Source organism: Shewanella alkalitolerans (assembly GCF_019457575.1).
Lineage (GTDB): Bacteria > Pseudomonadota > Gammaproteobacteria > Enterobacterales > Shewanellaceae > Shewanella > Shewanella loihica.
On record NZ_CP080422.1, the window covers coordinates 2,078,573 to 2,102,954 of the forward strand.

Below are 24,382 nucleotides of genomic sequence, written 5' to 3' on the forward strand. Positions count from 1 at the left end.
AGGTTTTTATGGCTTTGAGACGCATTTTCATATTGCTTCTGCTGTGTTGGTCATGCTTAGGTGTTGCCGATGAGCGTCTCGCTGCGGCAAATCAGGCGTTGCTCGATCAGGTGGAAGTGATCCACCTTGCCAGTGCCTCCAGCGAGTTTGAGCGCTATCGTGAGCAGCTCAGTGTGGAAAGAGCGCTCTCTCCAGCAAGGCTCTATACCATAGCCCAGGCCGCCGCTCAGTTTTGGCAGCGCCAAGGCATAGCGACCGGCGAGTTTCCTTCAGCGCCTGACGATCCCTATACCAGTGTGATCGCCAGCGAGCCCCAGGTAGCCGATTATCTGATGCTGAGTAATCGCGTGCGCTATCTTCTTTGGTTGGCGCGCCATGAGTCCTGGTTGCCACTAGAGCCCCAAGGCTGGCTAAAGCCCGGCGACAGTCATAGAATCATTCCCGAAATAAGAGTGCGCCTGCAGGCCTTGGGAGATTATCCCCAAGGGGATACCAGTGGCCTCTATTTCGATGAGACGTTAAAAGCGGCCATGATCAAATTCCAGACCCGCCATGGCCTTAAGCCAGATGCCATCATAGGTCCCGCTACCCTTAGTTGGCTTAATCGCACTCCCAGAGAGCGTGCTCAGCTCTTGGCGGTCAACTTTATCCGCCGGGCCGAGTATCTGGCTGACATAGGGGAGCGCTATCTGCTTATTAATATCCCCGCCTATGAGATGTGGCTGGTGGATGATAATCAGGTGGCGCTCAAGTCTAAGGTGATCGTCGGTAAGCCTTATCGCCAGACGCCTATCATCAGCGGCGAGATAAAGAATTTGGTGCTCAATCCCAGCTGGCGGGTGCCGCGCCGCTTGTTGACTCATGATCTCCTGCCCAAGGTGAGAGAGGATGGCAGCTACATCAGCAGTCGCAATTTCGAGGTGTTTGACTATCAGGGAGAGCAGGTCATCAAGAGTGACGATGAATGGCGCGACATCGCCAAGGGTAAGTTTCCCTATCGGCTGGTGCAAAAGCCTGGGGTTGGAAATACCCTGGGGCGCTATAAGTTCTTCTTTCCTAACGAATACAGCGTCTATCTACACGATACCTCAGATAAGGCACTGTTTCAGCGCAGCGACAGGGCGCTCTCATCGGGTTGTATTCGGATCGAGAAGGTTGAACAGTTAGCCAACTGGATGGCTTCCCATCTGGTGCGTGACAAGCAGACCTGGGTACGCATGCAAATCGAGCGTGATAAGACCCAGTGGTTTGCCTTCGATGCGGGCCTGCCTATCCATCTGGTGTATTGGACCTCCTGGCTGGATGGCGACAATGTTGCCCAGTTTAGAGATGACATATACAAAAAGAATCAAAATATTAGTCTGAGTTTGCACGCCGCTAAATAGCCGCTAGCCCAGTGTTTGCCTGGCCTCTGGCAGAAAGTAACACTTGATCTCCCCCTAAATTAAGGTTAATTTGTCCGCTGTTTTGATTAAAAAGTAAACGGTGGTGTTGATGTGACGATAGTTTGTCCTGCGCGTAGGCAGTTGTTATTAGGCCTAGGTGGTGTCGCAATGTTTTCTATGGTGCCGTCTAAAGCGCGAGCGAGTCGCTCGACACAAGGAGTAAGATCCCTAGGGTTTTACAATAGGCATACAGGAGAACGGGGGCAGGGAAGCTATTGGATCGATGGTGATTATCAAACAAATACTTTGAATGATTTTAATCACCTGTTGCGGGATCATCGTCAAAACGAGACGGCGCCCATGGATAAGCGTCTATTCGATCTGCTTTTTTCGCTGAAGCAGACGCTACAGGTTGACGAAGATTTTCATGTGATCTCAGGATATCGCTCGCCTAAGACCAATCAGATGCTAGCCAGTCGCAGCTCTGGGGTGGCGAAGAAGAGTTATCATATGAAGGGGATGGCGATGGATATCGCGCTGCCTGACGTCAATCTTAAAGATCTGCGTGATGCGGCGATCTCCCTAAAACTCGGCGGTGTTGGTTATTACCCAAGCTCAGGCTTTGTGCACGTCGATACCGGCCCTATCCGTACCTGGTAAGCTAAATGCCGGCTTTGACTCACTTAAGGTTTGTTAAAGCCGGATCACTGTGCTAGTATTCGCTCGCTTTAAATGAGGTCATCGTTGGTCGAAAGCGATGGCCACCTATATTACTATTGATTTAAGTGAGTAAATTATGTCTTACACAATTACCGCACAAACCCGCACTGAAATTGGGAAAGGTTCGAGCCGCCGCCTACGTCATGCTGGTAAAGTTCCTGCAGTTATCTATGGTGCGGGCAAAGAAGCCGTTTCTATCGAATTCGAACACCGTTCAATCATCAACATCCAAACTAACGATGATTTCTACAACAGCGACATCACTATCGTTCTAGACGGTAAAGAAGTTAAAGTTCGTGTTCAAGCTATGCAACGTCACGCGTTCAAGCCTATGATCGAGCACGTGGATTTCAAATTCGCTTAATAGCGGAGCTGAAATGAGAAAAGCGCCTTAGTGGCGCTTTTTTTATGCCTCTATTTCCTGTATCCCTATTTACCCATTCCCTTCTTTTCCTATCCCTCTATGGCGCAGTATCAGATTCCGAGAGTTTTTCCGGGCAGCTGGCAATCACTATAGGCTCGCCTTGATCGTTAATCTCTTCCAAGGTGACATTGAAGCCCCAGAGCCTGTGCAGGTGTTTGACCACCTGCTGGCAGCTCTTATCCAATGGAATGCGATTGATGGGGATGTAGCGCAGCGTCAACGAGCGATCGCCTGAGATGGCAACGCTTTGGACTTGAATGTTTGGTTCAAGGTTAGACAGATTGTACTGCTGGGACAGTGTCTGACGGATCTCCTGGTAACCCAGGTCGTCATGGATCGCTGAAATGCTGAGATAGTTTTTCTTGTCATCGTCCAAGATACTGAAAAACTTGAACTGGCGAATGATGTTAGGCGACATATATTGGCTGATAAAGCTCTCGTCTTTAAAGTTTTCCATGGCGAAGTGCAGGGTATCGAGCCAGTTGCTGCCGGCGATATCGGGAAACCAACGTTTATCCTCTTCGGTGGGCGACTCGCAGATGCGGCGAATGTCGACAAACATGTTAAAGCCCAGCGCATAGGGGTTGATGCCTGAGTAGTAGGGGCTGTTATAGCTCGGCTGGGCGATCACATTGGTGTGGTTTTTCAAGAACTCTATCATGAAGCGGTCGGAGACCAGCCCCTCGTCGTAGAGGTGGTTGAGAATAGTGTAGTGCCAAAAGGTGGCCCAGCCTTCGTTCATCACCTGGGTCTGCCTCTGTGGGTAGAAATATTGCCCCATCTTACGCACGATCCGCACGATTTCTCGCTGCCAGGGCTCGAGTAGGGGGGCATTCTTCTCGATGAAGTAGAGAATATTCTCCTGAGGCTCGGCGGGAAAATTGGGGGCGCTCTGTTGCTTTTGGGTGTCCGGCGTCAGGGGGATAGTGCGCCAAAGATCGTTCACCTGGCTCTGCAGGTAGGCCTCACGCTCTTTCTGGCGTACCTTTTCCTCTTTGAGTGAGATCTCGCTGGGGCGCTTGTAGCGATCGACGCCGTAGTTCATCAGGGCGTGGCAAGAGTCTAACACTAACTCTACCTGCTCCTCACCATAGCGCTCTTCACACTCTCTGACATAGTTTTTGGCAAACACCAGATAATCGATTATCGAGCTGGCGTCGGTCCAGGTCTTGAACAGATAGTTGCTCTTAAAAAAGCTGTTGTGGCCGAAACAGGCGTGCGCCATCACCAGCGCCTGCATGGTAATAGTATTCTCCTCCATCAGGTAGGCGATACAAGGATCGGAATTGATCACTATCTCGTAGGCCAGCCCCATCTGGCCACGCTTATAGCCTTGCTCTGTTTCAATAAACTTCTTACCAAAGGACCAATGGGTATAGCCTATGGGCATGCCTATCCCTGCATAGGCATCCATCATCTGCTCGGCGGTGATCACCTCAATCTGATTCTTATAGGTATCCAGACGGTAGTGATCTGCCACCCGCTCTATCTCGGTGAGATAAGATTCCAACAGCTCGAAGGTCCAGTCCGGGCCGTCATCTAATACAGTGCGCTTCTTTTTTGAACTCATAAGGCCCCCTAAACAGCTTGTTTCTTAAACAGTTCTCTAAATACAGGGTAGATGTCCTCGGCCTGTTTAATGTGCTGAACTGCAATATTATCGTGAGTCTTCTGTAGTCCTTCGTATTCACGCCACAGGGTCTGATGGGCGCGGTTGGTGATCTCGATATAGCTAAAGTAACGCACCACAGGTAGCAACTTACGCTCGAGGATCTGGCGGCAGGTGGGGGAGTCATCGGCCCAGTTGTCGCCATCCGATGCTTGGGCTGCATAAATGTTCCACTCGCTCTCTGGATAGCGCTCACGCTGGATCTCATGCATCAGCTTGAGCGCACTAGAGACTATGGTGCCGCCGGTTTCCTGGGAGTAGAAAAACTCGTGCTCATCTACCTCTTTGGCCTGGGTGTGGTGCCGTATGTAGACCACCTCGAGATTCTTATAGGTGCGGGTGAGAAACAGATAGAGCAGGATATAGAAGCGTTTTGCCATATCTTTGGTGGCCTGATCCATAGAACCTGACACATCCATGAGGCAGAACATCACTGCCTGGCTCGAGGGCACCTCACGCTTGGCGAAGTTGTTGTACCTGAGATCGAAGGTATCGATAAAGGGCACCTTGGCAATCTTGGCCTCAAGCTCTGCTATCTGCTCCTTCAGGGCGATGATCTTCTCCGCCTCCGAACCGGGTGTCTGCTCAAGGGCCTCCAGCTCTGCTTTTAGCTCTTTCAGCAGCGCCTTCTTCGAGGAGGACATGGCGATCCGCCGTGCCAAGGATGAGCGCAGCGAGCGAATGATGTTGATATTGGCCGGCACGCCATCATTGGTAAAGCCAGCGCGATAGGTTTGATACTCCACCAGTTTGTTGAGGCGATTGCGCTGCAGGTTAGGGAGTTCGAGATCTTCAAACAACAGTTCCAAATATTCATCTTTGGAGATCTGAAAGACGAAATCGTCCTGGCCCTCGCCTGAGTTAGACGCATCCCCCTGACCGCTGCCTTGTCCACCGCCTTGGGGCGGACGCTCAACCTTATCCCCGCGAGAGAATTGATCATTACCCGGATGCACCCGCTCGCGCATGCCCCCTTGACCCTGATGAAAGGTGGGCTCGCTGATATCCCGGGTCGGGATACTGATCTTTTCGCCTTTATCTATGTCGGTCACGCTGCGCCGGGTCACGGCGTCACTGACGGCCTTCTTGATCTGTTGCTTATAGCGATTGATAAAACGTTGACGATTGACTGTACTCTTTCCCTTAGTATTCAATCTTCTATCGATAAAATTAGCCATGCGCACCTCCCAAGACTAGCGGGGAGCAAGCTCCCCGTGTACGGGTATCAAGATGATTTACGAACCCGTAAATACCACTCAGACAGGAGTCTGACCTGTTTCTTGGTGTAGCCTTTCTCCATCATGCGATTGACGAAATCGTCGTGCTTACGCTGATCGTCTGTCGAGGTCTTGGTATTGAATGAGATAACCGGCAGCAGATCTTCCGTGTTGGAGAACATCTTCTTCTCGATGACGGTACGCAACTTCTCATAGCTGGTCCATAGCGGGTTAGAGCCTTCGTTGTTGGCCCTGGCACGCAGTACGAAGTTGACGATCTCGTTGCGGAAGTCTTTCGGGTTACTGATCCCCGCAGGCTTCTCTATCTTCTCGAGCTCGGCGTTGAGGGCGGCGCGATCGAACAGCTGCCCTGTCTCTGGGTCCCGGTACTCCTGATCCTGGATCCAGAAGTCGGCATAGGTCACATAACGGTCGAAGATGTTCTGGCCATATTCCGAATAGGATTCCAGATAGGCGGTCTGGATCTCTTTACCGATGAACTCGATATATTTAGGGGTGAGGTAGCCTTTTAGAAACTCCATATAGCGCTCTGCCGTCTCTGCGGGGAACTGTTCCTGCTCGATTTGGCGCTCCAGCACATAGAAGAGGTGCACAGGGTTTGCGGCTATCTCGCTGTGATCGAAGTTAAACACCTTAGAGAGGATCTTAAAGGCGAAGCGGGTAGAGAGCCCCTGCATCCCTTCATCCACACCGGCATAGTCGCGATACTCCTGATAAGACTTGGCTTTAGGATCGGTATCTTTGAGGCTCTCGCCATCATAGACACGCATCTTAGAGTAGATGGAAGAGTTTTCCGGCGCCTTGATGCGCGACAGCACGCTAAATTGGGCCAGTGTCTCAAGGGTATAAGGCGCACATGGCGCCTGAGCCAGCTCTGAGTTGGTGAGCAGTTTCTCGTAGATCTGGATCTCTTCTGACACCCTGAGACAATAAGGCACCTTGACTATGTAAACCCTATCTAAGAAGGCCTCGTTGGTCTTGTTGTTTCTAAAGCTGGTCCACTCCGACTCGTTGGAGTGCGCCAGAATGATGCCGTTGAAGGGCAGGGCCGATAGGCCTTCTGTGCCGTTGTAGTTACCCTCCTGGGTGGCGGTCAGCAAGGGGTGCAGCACCTTGATTGGCGCCTTAAACATCTCGACGAACTCCATCAGGCCTTGGTTGGCACGGCACAAGGCGCCCGAGTAGGAGTAGGCATCGGCATCATGCTGGGCGTAGTGCTCCAGCTGACGGATATCCACCTTACCGACGAGCGATGAGATATCCTGATTGTTCTCATCGCCTGGCTCTGTCTTAGCTATCCCAATCTGATCCAGGATGGCGGGGAAGACCTTGACCACCTTGAACTGTGAGATATCGCCGCCAAACTCATGTAGGCGCTTCACCGCCCATGGCGACATTATGGTCTTGAGGTAGCGCTCGGGAATGTTGTATTCGTTTTTAAGTAACTCTCCATCCTCCTCCGGATTGAATAGACAGAAGGGATGGTCATTGACTGGGCTGCGTTGGCCATTGGCGCTCAGCACATAGATGGGCACTCTCTGCATCAATGACTTGAGCTTCTCGGCCAGGGAGGACTTACCGCCCCCCACAGGGCCTAGTAGGTAAAGGATCTGTTTCGATTCTTCCAACCCTTGGGCCGAATGTTTGAGGTAGGCGACGATCTGCTCGATAGAGTCTTCCATGCCGTAAAAATCTTTAAAGGCGGGATAGCGAGAGATTAGCCTGTTGGAGAAGATGCGGCTCAGAATTGGATCCTTAGAGGTGTCTATGACCTCAGGCTTGCCGATAGCCGTAAGCAGTCGCTCGGCCGCCGATGCATAGGCGATCCTGTCTTCTTTACAGATAGCCAAAAACTCTTGCAGTGAATACTCTTCGTCTAATTTTTTTTCATAGCGCTGTTGATAATGCTCGAAAATGCCCATGTTCCACCCCCTGAAAAGCCAACGATATGTCTTAAGGGACAACTGAAAATCAGTGACCTACTACTAATAATAGTCTCTAAACGAGATCTGGGTATCAAAAAAGACAATAAAAACAATGACAAACAGTTGCAAATGCAATTGTTGCAACTGTAGTGGCTTGTCTAGGCTAGTTTGCTTCGGGCGCCTTGGGGTTGCTTAGCTATCGAGGAAAGGAGGGTAAGCAAGGGCATGATCCATCGAATTTGAGAGATTATTTTCAATAGATGTCGAGTGTGTATTTGAGTGAGTTCTTGAGCGGGGGATGTGCGAGCGGAATCGGCTACTTAGCAATGAACTTAACTCATTCAAGTTGCTCGAAACGTGTTGCTAGCCTGAGTTAGCGTAGGGGGATAAGGTTTTTGCCCGGCAATAAAAAAGGAGCCGCGTGGCTCCTTTTCAAATCCGGTTGAATTAGATTAAGCAGCGAAGTTGCTGTTAACGAATTCCCAATTAACCAGGTTCCAGAACGCCGCCATGTAGTCAGGACGTACGTTACGGTAATCGATGTAGTAAGCGTGCTCCCAAACGTCAACAGTCAGAAGTGGTGTAACACCTTCGTCAGTCAGTGGGGTAGCAGCGTTGCTAGTGTTAACGATGGCCAGGCTACCGTCAGCTTTCTTCACTAACCAAGTCCAAGCGCTACCGAAGTTGTTAACGGCTGCGTCGGTGAACTGTGCCTTGAATGCATCGAAAGAACCGAAGGCTGCGTCGATAGCTGCGGCGATGTCGCCAGTTGCCGCGCCGCCAGCGTTAGGTGCTAGACAGTTCCAGTAGAAAGTGTGGTTCCAGATTTGAGCTGCGTTGTTGAAGATGCCGCCAGTAGAAGTCTTAACGATCTCTTCTAGGCTCTTTTCGGCAAGTTCAGTACCTTCAACAAGACCATTTAGTTTCACTACATAGGTGTTGTGATGCTTACCATAGTGATACTCGATGGTTTCCTGGGAAATATGGGGCTCGAGTGCGTTCTTCGCATAAGGCAGTGCTGGTAATTCAAAAGCCATGTTTTTTCTCCATTGACATTCAATTGTCTTTTTAGGTTTGCTCACAGAGGCACATTCTACCTGATAAAGTTGTGATGTGAATCATTGTTTGTTTGATTTTTTAGATTAATTCAATCGATAACCTAACTCAGTGAATAACCCTGAAAAAAGTAGGTTTTCGTTATCTGTGAACCTAGCGTACAATAGGCTAAATTTGTTGACGTAGCTTTGCTGCAAAATTTAGGAAAGAAGATGGACACAAACGAAACTGTAGAAAAAATCAAACAGCAAATCGCTGAAAATCCTATCATCGTTTACATGAAAGGGTCTCCTAAGCTTCCTAGCTGTGGATTTTCTTCGCAAGTGGCGCAGATCATGATTAACTGCGGTGCTCAATTTGCCTATGTTGATATTTTGCAGCATCCCGATATCCGTGCCGAGCTGCCTAAATACGCGAACTGGCCAACCTTCCCACAGCTTTGGGTTGAAGGCGAGCTGATTGGTGGTTGTGACATCCTGACCGAGATGTATCAGAAGGGTGAGCTACAGACTCTGATCGCCGATACCGCTGCCAAATATGCTGATCAAGAGGGTGAGGCTTAATCTTAATTGAGCCAAGCTGAAGGTTAATCCTTCCTATCCGATAAGAAAAAGCCCTTCAAATGAAGGGCTTTTTTGTGTCTAAAATCCATGCATCAAGCATGCTGACTGTCCAGAGTTCCTTAGGCGACTTCCTGCTCCTGACGGGCGTGGGTCTCGGGCAGCAGTAGGTTCATGGTGATGGCCACAATACCGCAAAGGCTGATCCCCGTGAGGCTGAAAGAGCCGATACCAAATGCCATGCCGCCGATACCAAAGACCAGAGTCACGCCAACGATGCAGAGGTTTCTTGGCTCGCTGAGATCCACGTGATTCTTGATCAGTGAGTTCAGGCCGACGGCGGCGATTGAGCCGAACAGCAAACACATGATGCCGCCCATCACAGGTACGGGGATGGTCTGCATAAGCGCGCCGAGCTTGCCGATAAAGGCCAGCAGAATGGCGGTGATGGCGGTCCAGGTCATGATGGCTGGGTTGAAGGCTTTGGTTAGCGTCACAGCACCAGTTACCTCAGAGTAGGTGGTGTTTGGTGGGCCGCCGAGCGCCGATGCTGCTATGGTCGCGATACCGTCACCGCTCAGGGTACGGTGTAGGCCAGGCTTCTTCATATAGTCTTTACCTGTGACGTTTGAGATCGCTAGTATGTCGCCGATATGCTCGACAGCCGGGGCGATGGCCACGGGGATCATGAAGGCGATGGCGTGCCAGTTAAATTCAGGTGCGACAAAGTTTGGCATGGCCAACCAGCTTGCCTGGGCGACCGGGGCAAAGTCGACAACACCGAAGAAGAGGCTGAGACCATAACCCACTATGATGCCAGCCAAGATTGGCATTAGCTTAACGATTCCCTTGGCAAAGATCGCCACCGCTATGGTGGTCAGTAGCGAGGCAAGGGAGATAATCAAGGCGTGCTCCGGGTCGACCAGAACCAGTCCGCCATCGCCGCTCTTACCGAGCGCCATGTTGACGGCAACCGGCGCCAGACCCAGACCGATCACGATAATCACAGGGCCAACAACTACCGGTGGCAGCAGTCTCTTGATGAAGGCGTCACCTCTGAATTTCACTAGGGTGGCCAGCACCAGATACACGCATCCTGCTGCCATCAGGCCGCCCATGGTCGCGGGGATCCCCCAGGTTTGTACACCGTAGAGGATGGGAGCGATGAAGGCGAAGGAGGAGGCGAGGAAGATGGGGACTTGGCGTTTGGTCACCAGCTGAAAGAGCAAGGTGCCAATGCCGGCGGTAAAGAGGGCGACGTTGGTATCGAGCCCGGTTAACAGCGGCATCAATACTAAGGCGCCAAAGGCGACAAACAGCATTTGCGCGCCCTGTAGGGGGATTGCTAAACGTTTCATTGTTATTCTCTTTTTATGGCTAAACCGCACAATGTTAACGTCTTGCTAGCATATTTGCACTTAACTTGATCACATTCTCCGGCTTGCCTCGTTAAAGCCATAGAAAAAAGCGAAGTTGACGGTGTTTGCAGACAGGCATGGTCAAGGCTTATGTGTTACACTGCCGCCATTGTATTCGTGAATAGATATAGATACGGATGTTTAAGAGTCTTTTTTCTGTGGTGCTTGCCGGTACGTTTTGCGCCGCGAGTCTGAATGTTGCCGCCGTCGAGGTGACCGAGCTGGACAGGAGTGCGATTAAGATCGCCGATCGCAGCCAGCAGGTAAAGAATCAGGCGCTAAGCAAGGCGATGCAAGAGGTAGTATTGAAAAATACCGGCGATCGCGCCGCCCTCAGCGCGCCTTTGGTGGCCCAAGCCATTGCCGAACCAACCGCTTATATTCGTCAGTTTGGCTACCAGGAGCAGGGCGGCGAGCAGTTCCTGCAGGCTTCATTCGACCACAGCAAGATCATCAGCCTACTGCGTCAGGCTCAGCTACCGGTTTGGGGCAAGCAGCGCCCACTAACACTCTTGTGGCTAGCTCAGGAGAACGAGGGTAAGCGTGAGCTACTCAACGACTCCTCTGTGCTGGAGAGTCGCAGCCTGATCGCCAAGATGTCGCAGACGCGCGGCGTGCCCATGCTACTGCCTATGATGGATCTCGATGATTCCATGGTCATAAGCGTCACCGACGTGCGCGGCATGTTTGCAGATACCGTGGCTAAGGCAAGTCAGCGCTATGGCAGTGACTACTTTGCCATGGTGTCACTGGATAATCAGCCAGATGGCCAGGTGAGCTATCAGTTGTCCCTCTTCCCGGCAAATAGCGAACAGCCACTGTTTAACCCCTTGACCACTCAATCGGCCCAGGTTGCCGATATGGACGCGGCGGTAACGGCGATCTTTGAGGCGATCAGTCAATACTATGTGGAGCGCTACGCCATTGCCGATAGCGGCGAGGCTAACAGTACTCAGCTGACTTTTGTCGAGATCACCGACCGTCAGCAACTGCTGGATATTGAGAAATACCTGCATCAGCTCAGTGCGGTTAAGTCTGTGTCCCTGACTAAGCTGCAGGGGATCACCGCCGAGTTTTCCTTGCAACTCTTTGGCAGCGAAGAAGATCTATATCGTTTGATTAGCCTGGAGCCAAAGATCCGCAGCCTGGAGCAGTCAAATAGCCCGGATCAGCTCAACCTGCAGTTGGGATTGGGCGTCGATGAGAGGGTGGATCCGTTATCATCGTCACAGACTCCGCGCCACGAGTATATTTGGCAAGGACGTTAAGGTAAGCTGGGCGTCTAATGGTAATATGCTGAGTACTAAATTAGGCCGCCCAGGTAATACAGTCACAAGATAAGATCGAGATCCCTATACGTGTCACCCCATTCACCGGTACAACTTTCTTTACCCGTCTATCTGCCCGATGATGAGACCTTTAACAGTTATTATCCTGCGGCCGGTAACGACGAGCTAATCCAGAGCCTGCAGGCATCTGCCGAAGGGCGGGCCAACAAGGCCGTGTATCTCTGGGGGCCGGTCAAGGCTGGGCGTACCCATCTGATGCACGCCACCTGTGCCAGGGCCAATGAGCTCAATCGTAGCAGCTTCTATCTACCGCTTGGCATACACGCCAGCATCTCTACCGAACTGTTAGAGGGGCTGGAACAGTTAGATCTCGTCTGTATCGATGATATCGATGCCATTGCGGGGCATCCTCTGTGGGAAGAGGCGCTGTTCGATCTCTATAACCGGGTGGCGGAGCATAAACGCTGCGCCCTGGTGGTGAGCGCCAGCGCAACGGCCAGCGACGCGGGATTTGCCCTGCCGGATCTGGTGTCTCGTATGCAGTGGGGGCTGACCTATCAGCTACAACCTATGGCCGATGAGGAGAAGCTGGCGGCGCTACAACGCCGGGCGGCGATGCGCGGTTTACAGCTGCCGGAAGATGTGGGACGCTTCCTGCTCAATCGTCTGGCGCGGGATCTGCGTACCCTGTTCGATGTGCTCGATCGCCTGGACAAGGCATCACTGGTCCATCAGCGTAAGCTCACCATTCCCTTCGTAAAAGAAATGCTGCGCCTGTAGCGTCCGTCTTAATCGCGCAGGTCTCCTAGCACTTTTTACGGTCAGCATTATAGCTATCAGGATATAAAGTCGTTAACGACTCACCACAAAAAAGGCACCTTATCGGTGCCTTTTTACGTTAGATGCCTGTTTATTTAGCCATCTATTTCTTGCGCTTCTTCAGTCCCAGGCCCAATTCTCGACCGCGAATGCGCGCGTAGAAGGGCAAGGTCACCATCAAGAGGCTCAGCAGGGCCACCTCGCAGATGGCGAAGACCTGTGCCGTCTCGGTGACATAGAGCAGGGTCAGGCCATGCAACATATAGAGGCAGATGATGAAACTTGCCCAGGCATAGGTGTAGGGCTGACCGGTTAAGATCCCCTTAAGCGGCGCCAGCAGGGGTAAGATCCACAGCAGGCTGAAGATCAGCGAGTATTGTCCGGTCAATCCCTGGTTGCCAAACCAGGCGGTCATCAACAGCAGCAGCGCCACATAGGCGGCGCGGCTAATTTGAAACAGTGTCTTTGAGCTCATTTCGACTCTCAGCCTTACAGAATGGCCAGTACGTTTTCTGGGGGGCGACCAATTGCAGCCTTACCGTTTGCCAGCACGATAGGACGCTCGATCAGCTTAGGGGTATCTACCATGGCCTGGATAAGTGCCTCATCATCGGTGACGTCGGCTAGGTTCAACGCCTTGTATTCCTCTTCCTTGGTGCGCATCAGCTCACGTGGCGCTAGGCCAAGCTTATCTAAGATGCTGCGGATCTCCACCTTGGTTAGTGGTGTCTTGAGGTATTCGATCACTTGGATATCGCAGGCTTTCTCTTCCAGCAGCGCCAGGGTCTGGCGGCTTTTAGAGCAACGAGGGTTATGAATTATGCTTACTTGCGTCATGGCAGTTCTATCCATATCTAGAAATTTGCCGCCATTCTACTGCAAAAGGTGAGCCGAGTCACAGGGTCCCGGTTCACCTTATGGTGTTAAAGCAGTTCGAGTTGTTTCTTCGACTGTTTGAACTGACGGATCCTGGCCTCTATCTTAGCCAGCTGCAGCGGATTTTTCTCCGACAGACGGTAAGCAAAGTTGAGCTGATCTATGGCGCCATCATAGTCGGCCGCCAGCGCCATGGTTTCCGCCTTGGCAAAATGCTCCATGGCGCGGTTGCCTGTCTGCTTGTAGGCATCGCTCAGCAGCTGTAGTGGCAATTGATTCTGCTTATCGAGGAAGATCATATCTTCCAGCAGGGGAATGGCCTGTTTGGCCTTACCATTTTCGATAAGCGCGTTGGCCAGGTTGATGTTGATCACCTGAGAGGTAGGCTTGAGTTTGCGCTCACGGGTCAGTAGATCGATCGCCTGTTGATGCTCATGGCGCTCCAGCAGGAGATCTGTCTTAGTGTCGATATAGAAGAGGTTATTGGGATCTTTGGCGAGCAGCTTGTCTATGATGACCTCAGACTCCTTGGCCTTCTCGGCGCGCAGTAGGGCAAGCGCTTTACCGTACAGGGCCGCCTCTTCAAATTGGTAGCTGTTCTTTCTTATCTGGTCGTTAAATAGCGCCAGCGCCGCCTCTTCGCTATAGCTAGAGAAGCGCACCTGAATACGCGCCTTGGCTAGCTGAAAATCCAGATTATCGGCCACATACCTGTGGGGATATTGCGCCGCCCGGTTTCTTGCCTCGGCAATTCGCGATTCGGGCAAGGGGTGCGTCAGCAACATCTGCGGCGGCTTAGTGGTAAAACGATAGCGTGTGGCCAGCTTAGAGAAGAAGTCCGCCGCGCCGTTCGGATCGAAGCCGGCGTCGACCAAGATCTGCATGCCGATACGATCCGCCTCTTTCTCGTGCAGGCGGGTGTAGTTGATCTGCGCCTGAGTCGCTAGGGCCTGGGTGGTCGCCATGGCGGCCATGCCCACCTGAGGCACGGCAATGGTGAGCAAGATAGCGCCGAGCAGCCCTGCAATTGTTGCCGGAGAGCTCTTTTGCTGGGCCTCGAGAGAACGCGCCAGATGCCGCTGGGTCACGTGGGTGATCTCGTGGCCTAATACCGAGGCCAGCTGGCTCTCGTTATCGGCGTTGAGGAACAAGCCGGTATGAACCCCCACATGGCCGCCGAAGAAGGCGAAGGCGTTGATCTCATCGTTTCTAAGCAGGAAGAAATAGAAGGGGGTCTTTACCCCAGTCGCGTGGGCCACTAGGCGGTTACCCAGTTCGGTCAGATATTGATTGAGTACGGGATCGTTAAGCATGGGCGCCGATGAGCGGATCACCCGCATATAGGCGTCGCCGTAGCTGTTTTCTTTCTCCAGGCTGAAGGTGTTCACCGCCGCGGTGCCAAGATCCGGCAGATCGTTGTTGGCAAAGCCTATGGGGGCAATAGAGAACAGGGCCATCGATAAGGCGCCGGCAACCAGGGATTTTGCTTTGTTAACTTTACTCAAACTTATCCTTAGCGTTTATAGATAACTGGGTCTGCTTTGTTGGAACCAAATCGGGCCAATTAGTTCAGTTTGTCAGGCCCATGAGGCGAGCGCGTCGCCATCATTGTTCGCTTGTGGTTTCACTGGAGACTTAGGATAATAGCCCGAGTTTGCCTTTAGCAAGATCATTATGACTTTTATTGACTTAACCCACTACCGATGTCCCCTGGCCTTAGTTAAGCTAAAGATTGCGCTCAAGCAGTTGCCCTGTGGTGACGTGCTGCGGGTACAGCTTAAAGACAGTGGTTCGCGCCAGGATGTGCCCAGGTTTCTTGAGAAGGCCAACTGGCAATATGTTGAAATACAAAACGATGCAGAGATCTTGGTGTTGTCGATAACCCGAGGCGACTAAAATTTTGCCCTGGGGGAGTTTTAGATATCGACTCTAACGCGTCTTTAGATAGAAATGAGTCTTTAGCTTCAGAGGCGCCGATTAATTATTTTTCATGATGCTCGATGTTGCAGACCTAAACGCTTAATTTACAGAGCGGCGGGTCTTGGTTTCTAAATAGGAAGAGTAGATGTTTTCAATCATTACCAATTGGTATAAAGAGAGATTTAGTGATCCCCAGGCGGTGACCCTGATGCTGATATTGCTCGGCATTGCCCTGATCATCTATTTCGCCGGCGGGCTCCTGGCGCCCTTGCTGGTCGCCCTGGTGCTGGCATTTTTGCTCGAATGGCCGGTGGCGCAGATGGTCAAGATAGGTATTAACCGCACCACGGGGGCCTCACTGGTGCTTGTGCTGTTTGTTGGCGTGATGCTGCTGATCACCTTCGGTCTGGTGCCCAGCATCTGGCGTCAGGGGGTGGCTCTGGTGACGGATCTGCCTACCATGTTGGATAAAGGTTTCATCACTCTCAAGGGCTTGGTCGAGCAGTATCCGCAGTTTTTAAGTGTCGAACAGCTCGACGCCTCGGTGGGCGAGCTCAAGAAACTGCTGGATACCCAACACATACTGGATCTGGGTAAACAGTTGATCGGCTACTCGGCATCACTTTTGGTGCTCATGGTCTACGCCATCTTAGTGCCGCTGCTGGTGTTCTTCTTCCTCAAGGATAAAGATGAGCTGGTTCGCGGCAGCAAGCGTTTCATCCCCGCCAATCGTGACTTGGCCCGTAAGGTATGGCTGGAGATGAATCAGCAGATCTTTAACTACATTCGGGGCAAGGTGATCGAGATAGTCATCATAGGCGCCGCAAGTTATATCTTCTTCGCCATCATGGATCTGCGTTACGCCGCGCTGCTCGGGGTATTGACCGGCTTCTCCGTGTTGATCCCCTATGTGGGCGCGACCCTGGTGACCCTGCCGATCGCCCTGGTGGCCTTCTTCCAGTGGGGCATAAGCCCGGAATTCGGCTATCTGATGTTAGGCTACGGTATCATTCAGGCATTGGATGGTAACCTGCTGGTGCCAATCCTGTTCTCAGATGCGGTGGATCTTCACCCCGTATTTATTATCGCGGCCGTGTTGGTCTTCGGCGGACTCTGGGGTGTCTGGGGCGTCTTCTTTGCCATTCCGCTCGCTTCCTTGGTGAAGGCGGTGGTGAATGCCTGGCCTAAAGCCGATAAGCCTGAGCAGGAAAAGCCTTAGACTTAAGCCGAGCAGGGCACCGTCTGATCTGTGTTTAAACGTTAAAGGAGCCGCTAGGCTCCTTTTTTGTGGCAAGTATACATAGAAAGTGTTTGTGGCTTATCTCAACGCCTGTTTGGCCGTCGCGGCCAGCGCGCGGTAGACAAGTGTGGTCTGCTTGGCCTTGATGTTCCAGTGTTGCCAATAGAGGGGCACCTTCATGGTGCAATCAGGGGCGATCAGTTGTAACGCGCCGCTTTTCAGCAATGGCTCGGCCTGAAGATGGCCCACAAGGCCGTAACCCATGCCCAGCAATATCGCCTCCAGAAAGCTCTCGGAGGAGGGGATCTGATGCTCCCGCCATTGCTCAGGCTCAATGCCAAAATGCTCGCCTAAAAACTTCTCATGTAGCTTATCTTTGGTTGAGAACACCACGGCCGGCGCCTGACGCAGACGGCTAGGCGTTACACCATCGGCAAAATATTCCTGAATAAAGTCCTGGGTGGCGACGCAAAGGTACTCCATCAGGCCAAGGTACTCGCTGGAGCAGCCCGCCAGCGGCGCCTCTGTGGTGGTCACGCAGCCTACAGCCTCGCCGCTTTTCAGCAGATGGTGAGTGTAAGACTCATCGTCGACAATCAGCTCCAGCAGCCAGCGGTGGCGCTTAAACAGCTCGGCGAGGGCGGGCAGAAACCAGGTGGCCAGGCTGTCGGCATTGACGGCTATCTTCACCACTGTGGGCAGTGAAGGATCGTCGGCGTCGATCTCGGCGCTGAGTTCGCTCTCCAGTAGGCTTACCTGGGCGTAGTGCCTGAGCAGACGCTTGCCCATGGGGGTCGCCTGTACCGGATTACTGCGGATTACCAGGGTCTGGCCGACTCTCTCCTCTAACGTCTTGATGCGCTGGGACACGGCTGATTGGGTGATAAACAGTGCCTTGGCTGCACGCTCGAAGCCGCCTTCGGCGATCACCATGCTCAAGGCTTTCAGGTGGGCGTAATCCAGCATCCTATTCTCCAGGCTCCTACTTTTTATGGTTATAAGCTCAGCTAATGATACATTAAATATATTAGTTGGGTTTATTTTTAGAAGCTCGCTATGCTTGCGACCTCTCTTTCTAGTCGTGGTTATTTTGGAGTTTTCTCGTGCAAGCATTCATTCAGGGGATAGGTGTTGGTGGCAGCCTGATCATCGCCGTTGGGGCGCAAAACGCCTTCGTATTAAAGCAAGGCTTAAAGCGCGCCCATTCCTTACCTATCGCTGCCCTGTGTTCTTTTATCGATGCCGTGATGATCACCGCAGGTGTCGCGGGCCTCGGCCATCTGATTTTGGCATTCCCGCTAATCAAGGATATCGCCAGCCTTGGGGGGGCAGCCTTCTTGCTTGTCTACGGTGCTCAGGCACTACGCGCCTCATTTAACGCCCAAGGGCTGGATACTGAGTCAACCCAGGGGGCGGACACCCTGCGAGCGGCGCTGCTCACCACCCTGGGGATTAGCCTGCTTAACCCCCATCTGTATCTGGATACCGTTGTCTTGCTCGGTAGCATCAGCACTCAGTTCGAGCAGCAAGACAGGCATATGTTTGGCGCCGGCGCCGTGCTCGCATCATTCGTGTGGTTCTTCGCCTTGAGCCTGGGCGCCAGGTACTTAAGTCCGCTGTTTAAAAAACCAAAGGCCTGGTGCTACTTAGACAGATTCATCTTCGTGACTATGTGGAGTATCGCGGCGGCGCTGCTTTGGCCCTATGTTAAGGCCATGATGGGCTAATTGGCTGTTAAGCTGATTGGTTGGTGGATTAATTGGTTGTTGAGCTAGTAGTTGACGAATCTTTAGATAATAAAAAAGCCGGTTTTGCCGGCTTTTTTTGTCAAATGGGAACTAGTGTTAGCTGTTTTCCTGAATATATTTCAAGACAACTTCATGGTGATCTTTGGTTTTGAACTTGTTGAAGATATGTTCGATGTTGCCGCTTTCATCAATGAGGAAAGAGGTGCGTACTACGCCCATGTTTTCACGGCCCATGAATTTCTTGAGTTGCCAAACACCATAAGCTTCGCAAACCGCATGCTCTTCGTCCGCGAGCAAGGTGAAGTTCAACTCCTGTTTGTTTGTGAAGTTTGTAAGCTTCTTCGGTGTATCAGGGCTAATTCCAATAATCACAACGTTCAGTTCATCAAGCTCTGATTTAGTGTCCCTTAGCCCACATGCTTGGACAGTACAACCTGGTGTAGAGGCTCTTGGGTAAAAGTAAACGAGAACTTTCTTGCCTTTAAAATCGGCCAGGGAAACTGATTCATCATTTTGGTTTTGTAGGGTAAAGTCGGGGGCCTTATCGCCCTGGGTTAAGGTTTTCATAGATCATCCTTAGGTTGTGTTTCGATACCCTGCATACGTTCGATATGGCAGCTTAGGTTCATCTCTTCGGCGAGTGCGGCGATATTTTGTTCGAGTTTTTCGATATCGACCTTCTCAGGCACGTTGATGGTAAGGAAGACATTCTGCACCGGCTCGCCGTCTGGGGTTTCCTCGGCGTGGGAGCGTACAGCGGCGAGATCCAGTGAACGATCGGCCAGGAACTGGGTGATTCGCTTCATGGTGCCGCGTTGGTCTTTGCCGTTGAAGGTTACTTCTAGGCGTGACACATAGTTTGGCGGCGTGTGCTGGGAGCAGCGTTTCATTACCGTTAGCAGGCCAAGCTCGACACTCAGAGCAGGGAGGCTGGCTTCCATCTTAGTGATCGATGCCCAGGCGCCTGAAATCATCATGATCAAGGTAAACTCACCACCAAAGAGCGCCATACGGCTATCGACGATATCGCAATCGCATTCGCTTGCGAGTCTGGCAAATTTACTGACGATACCAGGACGATCAGAACCCAGTGCGGTAACGACCAGATGATTGGACATGAAATTCCCCCATTGATTGGTAACTCGTTGTACAAATAAGCGTCGATTGAATAATGTCGGCGTTTTTTAGGTGGCTTATGCTATCACAAGTTATCAGTTTTGAGATCCCTGTCGTGATAAAGAGTCAAACATTTGACCTAGGGGGAGCGGTGTTATCATTCTCTGTGATCTAGGGATACTTATGCTTGTTTTTACCTGTGAGCATCAGTACCATAGCCAGTCCTGAATCCTTGGGGAAATCACATGATAAACGGAAGCATCGTAGCCTTAATCACACCCATGAATCGTGATGGCTCAGTCGATTATGCAAGTCTCGAGAAGTTGGTTGAGTACCATATTGAACAGGGTACTGACGCCATCGTTGCCGTCGGCACGACTGGCGAGTCAGCCACTTTACCTCTTTCAGAACATATTGAAGTGGTTGCCCACACGGTAAAATTTGCCGCCGGACGCGTCCCAGTGATAGGTGGAAATGGTGCAAACGCCACCGCCGAAGCGATCGAGCTGACCAAGGCGCAGGCCAACCTAGGTGTGGCCGCCATGTTAGGTGTGACGCCTTACTACAACAAACCGACACCTAAGGGCTTGGTTGCCCATTACAGCGCCGTCGCGGCCGCAACCGATATCCCACAAATTCTCTACAACGTGCCCGGCCGTACTTCGGTGGACATGTTGCCCGAAACCGTTGCCCAGTTGGTCGACGTGCCAAACATCATAGGCGTGAAGGAAGCGACTGGCGATCTTAGCCGCGTGGCTAAGCTGCGCGAGCTGTGTGGCGATGACTTCATGCTATACAGCGGTGATGACGCCACGGCTCGTGAGTTCCTGACTCTCGGTGGCAATGGCGTGATCTCTGTGGCCAACAACATAGTGCCTAAGCAGTTCAAGCTGATGTGCGATACGGCCCTTAAGGGCGATCTCGAGGGTGCCCTGAAGGCCGAGGCGCCAATGAAAGATCTGTTCAGCGCGCTATTTTGCGAGGCCAATCCGATTCCTGTGAAATGGGCGGCGCATCGTATGGGGCTGATCAGCCAAAGACATATTCGCTTGCCATTAACGGAACTTTCCGAGCAATATCATGGTCTGTTGCTAGAAGCGATGAAGAATGCCGGAATAGAGGTTCAATAATTAGATGCTAAAGCAAGTCACCCCAATCCTACTGGTTGCCGCCGTTACGGCCTGCAGCACGCCTATCGACAGACGCCAGGCTAACGGCGATGACGAATACGCCAATGTGACGTCTCAGCCCAAACTGGTGATCCCAGCTGGATTGAATCAGCCGAAATACAATACCGAATTCGATATTCCTGAGGTCGGCAATAAGGTCGATAAGACCTTGGTTGGCAAGAAACTCGACATTCGTCCACCGCTTCAGGTACTGCCGATGGCAGAAGGTACCCATGTGGAGGAGTCAAGCGACAGCATCAAGATCGTGGTCGAGTCTATCGATAACGATATCGATCTGCGCAGCGAACTGTTCAGCATCTTGGATGAATATTTTAGTCAGCACGAGATCAAGATCCTCAAAGAGGATAGAGATACAGGTGTGATCGAAACTGATTGGATTGAAAATCAGGAAGTTATCGATTCATCTCTGTGGGGTTCCGATGAAGTATATTCGGTGCGTCAACGCTATCGTTTCAGCGTCAACGTGCGTCCTCACGGCCGTAGCGGTAACCTTGCTATCGAATTGATTGATCACGAAGAGAGCTTCGATGGTAAGGCCCAGGATATCCTGCTTACCGGTGAAGACAAGCGGCGCTATACGGTGGATATGCTCAACAACACCATCGCTTACATGAGCGTCAAGCGTGCCAAGGCGATTAAGGCCAAGCGCCTGCGTGAGAGCCTGGGTATCGATGTGGATCTGGTTAAGGCGCCTGCAGTTGCCGAAAACGAGACGCCAGAGCAGAGCTTCTGGTTGGCGGACGCCAGCTACAGCCGCACCTGGGACCGTCTGCGTATCGTACTGCCTGAGCTGGGCTTTGAGATCGTCGATATGGATAGCAACAAGGGACTCTACTATATCAATGTGAGCGACGATTCTGGCTTCTGGAGTTCATTGTGGAGCGATAAGAAGCTGCCGATGGAAGAGGGCTCGTATCGCCTGCAGATTGAGCAAGACAAGGGTGACACGTCTAAGACTCGCATCTACCTAAAAGATAAGGAAGATAGCCCTGTGACCAATGAAGTGGTCGAGGCCGTCTACGATGGCATGGCCGAGCTGATGAGCGAAGACCGCAAGGTTAGATAAGCTCAACGCAGTCAGAGAAATGCTTAGATGAAGAAAGAGGCCACAAGGCCTCTTTTTTTTGTGTACTTATAGCTTCATCAGGCCTGAGTATGGATTCCCGTCAGGCCGCACCTCTTCCTCGCTTCTCTATCCTTTAACCACTTGTTTAAAGCAAAGGTGCCAGCCTCAGATTTTCCTTGTTTAGTGTGGCAACTTTAGTGTGGCAGTAGATGGCGAGTGGGCCTTCTATGCCATATAGTTAGTGAGATTGTCGGTCATTAGTTTGATGGAGTATATCTGCCGAGGTTGAGATGCCAGCTAAGGTGCCACTGCAGGATGTAGACGCAAAATATCTTAAGATCATCAGTGAGTTTGCCATCGACATGCTCTCTCTGAGCGGCGTGGATGAGATCCTCTGGCATCTGGCGCAGAATGTGGTCTCCCAGCTGGGGTTCGACGATGTGGTCGTCTATCTGCTGGATCCCGCCCGGGGCGTCTTGATGCAGAAGGCCAGCTTCGGCGACAAGAATCCTAGCGGCCATGAGATCCTCGCGCCCATAGAGCTCAAGCTGGGGGAAGGGGTGGTCGGTACCGTGGCCAAGACCAAACTGCCCCTGAACGTTACCGACACCCGGCTGTTCCCCAACTATATCGTCGATGATGCCCCAAGGCTCTCCGAGCTCGCCGTGCCCATGTTGATGGAGGGGGAGGTGATCGGAGTGATAGATACCGAACATCCAAAGAAGAATTTCTACACGCCCCAGCATGAGCGAATTTTGTTTGCGCTGGCCTCTATCGCGGCGTTGAAGATCCACAGGGCCAATAATCTGGTGACGCTGCAAAAGCGTGTGGCCGAGCTGGAATATGCCAGCAAGATCCAAGATACCCTGTTTGCTATCGCCGAGATCATCTTCGAGACCGACTCCATCAAGGCCTTTTACCAGAAGCTGCACACCTGTATCGCCCGCCTGCTCAAGGCTGACAACTTCTATGTGGCGCTGCTCAGCGATGATGGCCAAACCCTGCACTTTCCCTACCACGTAGATCAGTACGATCAGCTTGCAGAAGACGCCGAGTTGCCCCTGTTACCGACCCGTCTTGGGATCACAGGTTATGCGCTGCTTAAGAATCGGCCTCTGTTGGCCCATGAAGAGCAGATTAAGGCGCTGGTAAACCGGGGGGAGATAGTCATCAATGGCGCCATGCCGACGGCCTGGCTCGGGGTGCCCTTTGGCGAGGAGGCGTTTCGCGGCATCGTCGTGGTGCAGAGTTATCATGGTGACTATCGTTATAGCGAAGCCGATCAGCAGCTGCTGGTGTTTACTGCCAAGCATATACGTAACGCCATCAGCCGCATGAAGCTCAAGGCCAATCTCACCGAGATGGCCCTCTATGATGGCTTAACTGGGCTGCCTAATCGCACCCTGTTCATCGACCGCCTCAATCAGGCCATCGCCAAACTGAACGACACTTGTGGCGACGCTGCATCTACTGCTGGCGTTGGGCTGGTGCTGCTGGATATCGACCATTTTAAGGCGGTTAACGATATCTATGGCCACCATCTGGGGGATGAGCTGCTCAAGGTGTTTGCCGATCGCATCCATGCCGCGATAGCGAGCCAGGATACCTTCTGCCGACTCGGGGGGGATCAATTTGGTCTGCTGTTGGTGGATATCAACTCAGAGGCGCAGTGCCTGGAGCGGGTAGAGGCGCTGCGAGAGCAGATGCAAGCCGTGCTGGATCTCGGCGGTATCTCGCTTACCTTGTCGGTAAGCATGGGGCTGGTGACCTGTTTCTCACCCGGGATGTCGGCGACGGATCTGCTGCGTCGGGGGGATCAGACTCTACTTAGGGCCAAGCTGATGGGACGGCACAGGCTTTGTGTGTTTACAAGTGGCGAGCAGGCGGAGCTTCAGGAGACGCAGATATGTCAGGCGTTTCAGCAGGCCGCAGATCAAGGTGAGCTCTATTTCAGTTTTCAACCCCAATACCGGCTAAAGGATGGCAAACTCCTTGGGGCTGAGGCGCTGCTACGTTGGCAGCATCCAAGACTAGGAACCATCTCACCACGGCGACTGCTGGCGCCGCTGCGCCGACAAGGCGCCCTCGAGCTGGTAGATGCCGTGGTCGCTAAGCTTATCCTGGCCCATCTCAAGCGTTATCACGGCGCCTACCCCGAGGGATTTCGCCTCAGCGTGAACATCGCCAGTGACGGCAGTGCGCTGTTTGATGCGCTAGAGAGAATGGCTGGGGAGGGCATTGAGCTGGCATCTTATCTGGGCATAGAGATCCCTGAATCCAGCCTAGGCGCCTCGTTTGAGGCGGTCGTTAGCTGTATCGCACGGGCAAAATCCCTCGGCGTGCTGGTGAGCCTGGATGATGTAGGTGCCAGCCATGCCAGTTTTAAATATCTGCAGGAGTTCAGGTTCAATCGCCTCAAGATAGCCCAAGGGCTCATTAGTCCCATGGAGATGGCCTATGACAACCAGGTTATTTTGGAAACCATCATCAATCTCGCCAGTACGCTGAATATAGAGACCCTGGCGCAGGGGATTGAAACCCGCGAGCAGTATCAGACGATGCAGGCCCTGGGATGCGACTATGGTCAGGGGGAGTTTATGAATCCCTCCGTCAGCGAGGAAAAGCTACTGCTTATGCTGACAGAGTCCCATCTCTATAGATGATCTCGCGTATCATTTAGTGATTGATACCATACTCTTTTGTCGCTCACGCCGGGCGCAAAT

General features: G+C 52.2%; 23 protein-coding genes. 12 read left to right on the forward strand and 11 right to left on the reverse strand.

Features of this window, described 5'->3' with window-relative positions:
- Nucleotides 1-8 precede the first annotated feature (8 nt).
- The 3 genes from K0J45_RS09330 (at nucleotide 9) to rplY (ending at nucleotide 2,469) form a co-directional block, all read left to right on the forward strand.
- The gene (locus K0J45_RS09330) at nucleotides 9-1,385 is read left to right on the forward strand and encodes a L,D-transpeptidase family protein (RefSeq protein ID WP_220045069.1); all 1,377 of its coding nucleotides are present in this window, start codon (nucleotides 9-11) and stop codon (nucleotides 1,383-1,385) included.
- Nucleotides 1,386-1,496: 111 nt separating this feature from the next.
- Nucleotides 1,497-2,045 carry a peptidoglycan L,D-endopeptidase MepK gene (mepK, locus tag K0J45_RS09335; RefSeq protein ID WP_220045070.1) on the forward strand — a complete coding sequence of 183 codons (549 nt, stop codon included), beginning with the start codon at nucleotides 1,497-1,499 and terminating at the stop codon, nucleotides 2,043-2,045.
- Between the two features lie 136 nt (nucleotides 2,046-2,181).
- On the forward strand, nucleotides 2,182-2,469 hold the full coding sequence (rplY, locus tag K0J45_RS09340; protein ID WP_011865628.1) for a 50S ribosomal protein L25: 288 nt from the start codon (nucleotides 2,182-2,184) through the stop codon (nucleotides 2,467-2,469).
- A 97-nt stretch (nucleotides 2,470-2,566) separates the two neighbouring features.
- Here the strand turns inward: rplY and K0J45_RS09345 are convergent, their stop codons facing one another.
- From K0J45_RS09345 to sodB, 4 genes are all read right to left on the reverse strand, one after another.
- Nucleotides 2,567-4,099, reverse strand: a complete 1,533-nt coding sequence (locus tag K0J45_RS09345; protein WP_220045071.1) for a SpoVR family protein — start codon at nucleotides 4,097-4,099, stop codon at nucleotides 2,567-2,569.
- Nucleotides 4,100-4,107: 8 nt separating this feature from the next.
- Nucleotides 4,108-5,376, reverse strand: coding sequence for a YeaH/YhbH family protein (locus tag K0J45_RS09350; protein WP_144199091.1), 1,269 nt, complete (start codon nucleotides 5,374-5,376; stop codon nucleotides 4,108-4,110).
- 47 nt (nucleotides 5,377-5,423) lie between these two features.
- Nucleotides 5,424-7,358, reverse strand: a complete 1,935-nt coding sequence (locus tag K0J45_RS09355) for a PrkA family serine protein kinase (protein WP_011865631.1) — start codon at nucleotides 7,356-7,358, stop codon at nucleotides 5,424-5,426.
- A 455-nt stretch (nucleotides 7,359-7,813) separates the two neighbouring features.
- Nucleotides 7,814-8,398: a superoxide dismutase [Fe] gene (sodB, locus tag K0J45_RS09360; protein WP_011865632.1), complete on the reverse strand. Its 585-nt coding sequence runs from the start codon at nucleotides 8,396-8,398 to the stop codon at nucleotides 7,814-7,816.
- 231 nt (nucleotides 8,399-8,629) lie between these two features.
- On the opposite strand from sodB, the gene K0J45_RS09365 reads away from it, so the two are divergent.
- Nucleotides 8,630-8,980, forward strand: coding sequence for a Grx4 family monothiol glutaredoxin (locus K0J45_RS09365; RefSeq protein ID WP_011865633.1), 351 nt, complete (start codon nucleotides 8,630-8,632; stop codon nucleotides 8,978-8,980).
- A 119-nt stretch (nucleotides 8,981-9,099) separates the two neighbouring features.
- On the opposite strand, the gene K0J45_RS09370 is transcribed toward K0J45_RS09365, so the two are convergent.
- Nucleotides 9,100-10,335: a uracil-xanthine permease family protein gene (locus K0J45_RS09370; protein WP_011865634.1), complete on the reverse strand. Its 1,236-nt coding sequence runs from the start codon at nucleotides 10,333-10,335 to the stop codon at nucleotides 9,100-9,102.
- 197 nt (nucleotides 10,336-10,532) lie between these two features.
- On the opposite strand from K0J45_RS09370, the gene K0J45_RS09375 reads away from it, so the two are divergent.
- A complete protein-coding gene (locus K0J45_RS09375) occupies nucleotides 10,533-11,663 on the forward strand; it encodes a DUF2066 domain-containing protein (RefSeq protein ID WP_220045072.1) in 1,131 nt (376 codons plus the stop codon).
- A 90-nt stretch (nucleotides 11,664-11,753) separates the two neighbouring features.
- Nucleotides 11,754-12,464, forward strand: coding sequence for a DnaA inactivator Hda (hda, locus tag K0J45_RS09380; RefSeq protein WP_220045073.1), 711 nt, complete (start codon nucleotides 11,754-11,756; stop codon nucleotides 12,462-12,464).
- A gap of 142 nt (nucleotides 12,465-12,606) precedes the next feature.
- Here the strand turns inward: hda and K0J45_RS09385 are convergent, their stop codons facing one another.
- The 3 genes from K0J45_RS09385 to bepA all read right to left on the reverse strand — a co-directional run bounded on the left by K0J45_RS09385 (nucleotide 12,607) and on the right by bepA (nucleotide 14,884).
- Nucleotides 12,607-12,978, reverse strand: coding sequence for a DUF2069 domain-containing protein (locus K0J45_RS09385; protein WP_220045074.1), 372 nt, complete (start codon nucleotides 12,976-12,978; stop codon nucleotides 12,607-12,609).
- Between the two features lie 14 nt (nucleotides 12,979-12,992).
- Nucleotides 12,993-13,340, reverse strand: a complete 348-nt coding sequence (gene arsC, locus K0J45_RS09390) for an arsenate reductase (glutaredoxin) (RefSeq protein ID WP_041406615.1) — start codon at nucleotides 13,338-13,340, stop codon at nucleotides 12,993-12,995.
- Between the two features lie 86 nt (nucleotides 13,341-13,426).
- Entirely contained in the window at nucleotides 13,427-14,884 is a 1,458-nt protein-coding gene (bepA, locus tag K0J45_RS09395; RefSeq protein WP_491572537.1) for a beta-barrel assembly-enhancing protease, read from the reverse strand.
- Between the two features lie 169 nt (nucleotides 14,885-15,053).
- On the opposite strand from bepA, the gene K0J45_RS09400 reads away from it, so the two are divergent.
- Together K0J45_RS09400 and K0J45_RS09405 are read left to right on the forward strand one after the other, a co-directional pair.
- Nucleotides 15,054-15,275 carry a sulfurtransferase TusA family protein gene (locus K0J45_RS09400; protein ID WP_220045075.1) on the forward strand — a complete coding sequence of 74 codons (222 nt, stop codon included), beginning with the start codon at nucleotides 15,054-15,056 and terminating at the stop codon, nucleotides 15,273-15,275.
- Nucleotides 15,276-15,444: 169 nt separating this feature from the next.
- Nucleotides 15,445-16,518, forward strand: coding sequence for an AI-2E family transporter (locus K0J45_RS09405; RefSeq protein ID WP_220045076.1), 1,074 nt, complete (start codon nucleotides 15,445-15,447; stop codon nucleotides 16,516-16,518).
- Between the two features lie 99 nt (nucleotides 16,519-16,617).
- On the opposite strand, the gene K0J45_RS09410 is transcribed toward K0J45_RS09405, so the two are convergent.
- The gene (locus tag K0J45_RS09410; RefSeq protein ID WP_220045077.1) at nucleotides 16,618-17,505 is read right to left on the reverse strand and encodes a LysR family transcriptional regulator ArgP; all 888 of its coding nucleotides are present in this window, start codon (nucleotides 17,503-17,505) and stop codon (nucleotides 16,618-16,620) included.
- Between the two features lie 137 nt (nucleotides 17,506-17,642).
- Between K0J45_RS09410 and K0J45_RS09415 the strand changes: the two genes are divergently transcribed.
- Nucleotides 17,643-18,266, forward strand: coding sequence for a LysE/ArgO family amino acid transporter (locus K0J45_RS09415; RefSeq protein ID WP_220045078.1), 624 nt, complete (start codon nucleotides 17,643-17,645; stop codon nucleotides 18,264-18,266).
- 117 nt (nucleotides 18,267-18,383) lie between these two features.
- Here K0J45_RS09415 and bcp read toward each other — a convergent pair whose 3' ends face one another.
- Both bcp and K0J45_RS09425 read right to left on the reverse strand, forming a co-directional pair.
- The gene (gene bcp, locus K0J45_RS09420; protein WP_011865644.1) at nucleotides 18,384-18,854 is read right to left on the reverse strand and encodes a thioredoxin-dependent thiol peroxidase; all 471 of its coding nucleotides are present in this window, start codon (nucleotides 18,852-18,854) and stop codon (nucleotides 18,384-18,386) included.
- Nucleotides 18,851-19,405 carry a glycine cleavage system transcriptional repressor gene (locus K0J45_RS09425; protein WP_011865645.1) on the reverse strand — a complete coding sequence of 185 codons (555 nt, stop codon included), beginning with the start codon at nucleotides 19,403-19,405 and terminating at the stop codon, nucleotides 18,851-18,853. The genes bcp and K0J45_RS09425 overlap by 4 nt, the downstream gene beginning before the upstream one ends.
- A gap of 243 nt (nucleotides 19,406-19,648) precedes the next feature.
- On the opposite strand from K0J45_RS09425, the gene dapA reads away from it, so the two are divergent.
- The 3 genes from dapA (at nucleotide 19,649) to K0J45_RS09440 (ending at nucleotide 24,322) form a co-directional block, all read left to right on the forward strand.
- Nucleotides 19,649-20,533: a 4-hydroxy-tetrahydrodipicolinate synthase gene (gene dapA / locus K0J45_RS09430; RefSeq protein WP_220045079.1), complete on the forward strand. Its 885-nt coding sequence runs from the start codon at nucleotides 19,649-19,651 to the stop codon at nucleotides 20,531-20,533.
- Between the two features lie 4 nt (nucleotides 20,534-20,537).
- The gene (gene bamC, locus K0J45_RS09435; RefSeq protein WP_220045080.1) at nucleotides 20,538-21,659 is read left to right on the forward strand and encodes an NlpB/DapX family lipoprotein; all 1,122 of its coding nucleotides are present in this window, start codon (nucleotides 20,538-20,540) and stop codon (nucleotides 21,657-21,659) included.
- A 290-nt stretch (nucleotides 21,660-21,949) separates the two neighbouring features.
- The gene (locus K0J45_RS09440) at nucleotides 21,950-24,322 is read left to right on the forward strand and encodes an EAL domain-containing protein (RefSeq protein ID WP_220045081.1); all 2,373 of its coding nucleotides are present in this window, start codon (nucleotides 21,950-21,952) and stop codon (nucleotides 24,320-24,322) included.
- Nucleotides 24,323-24,382 lie beyond the last annotated feature (60 nt).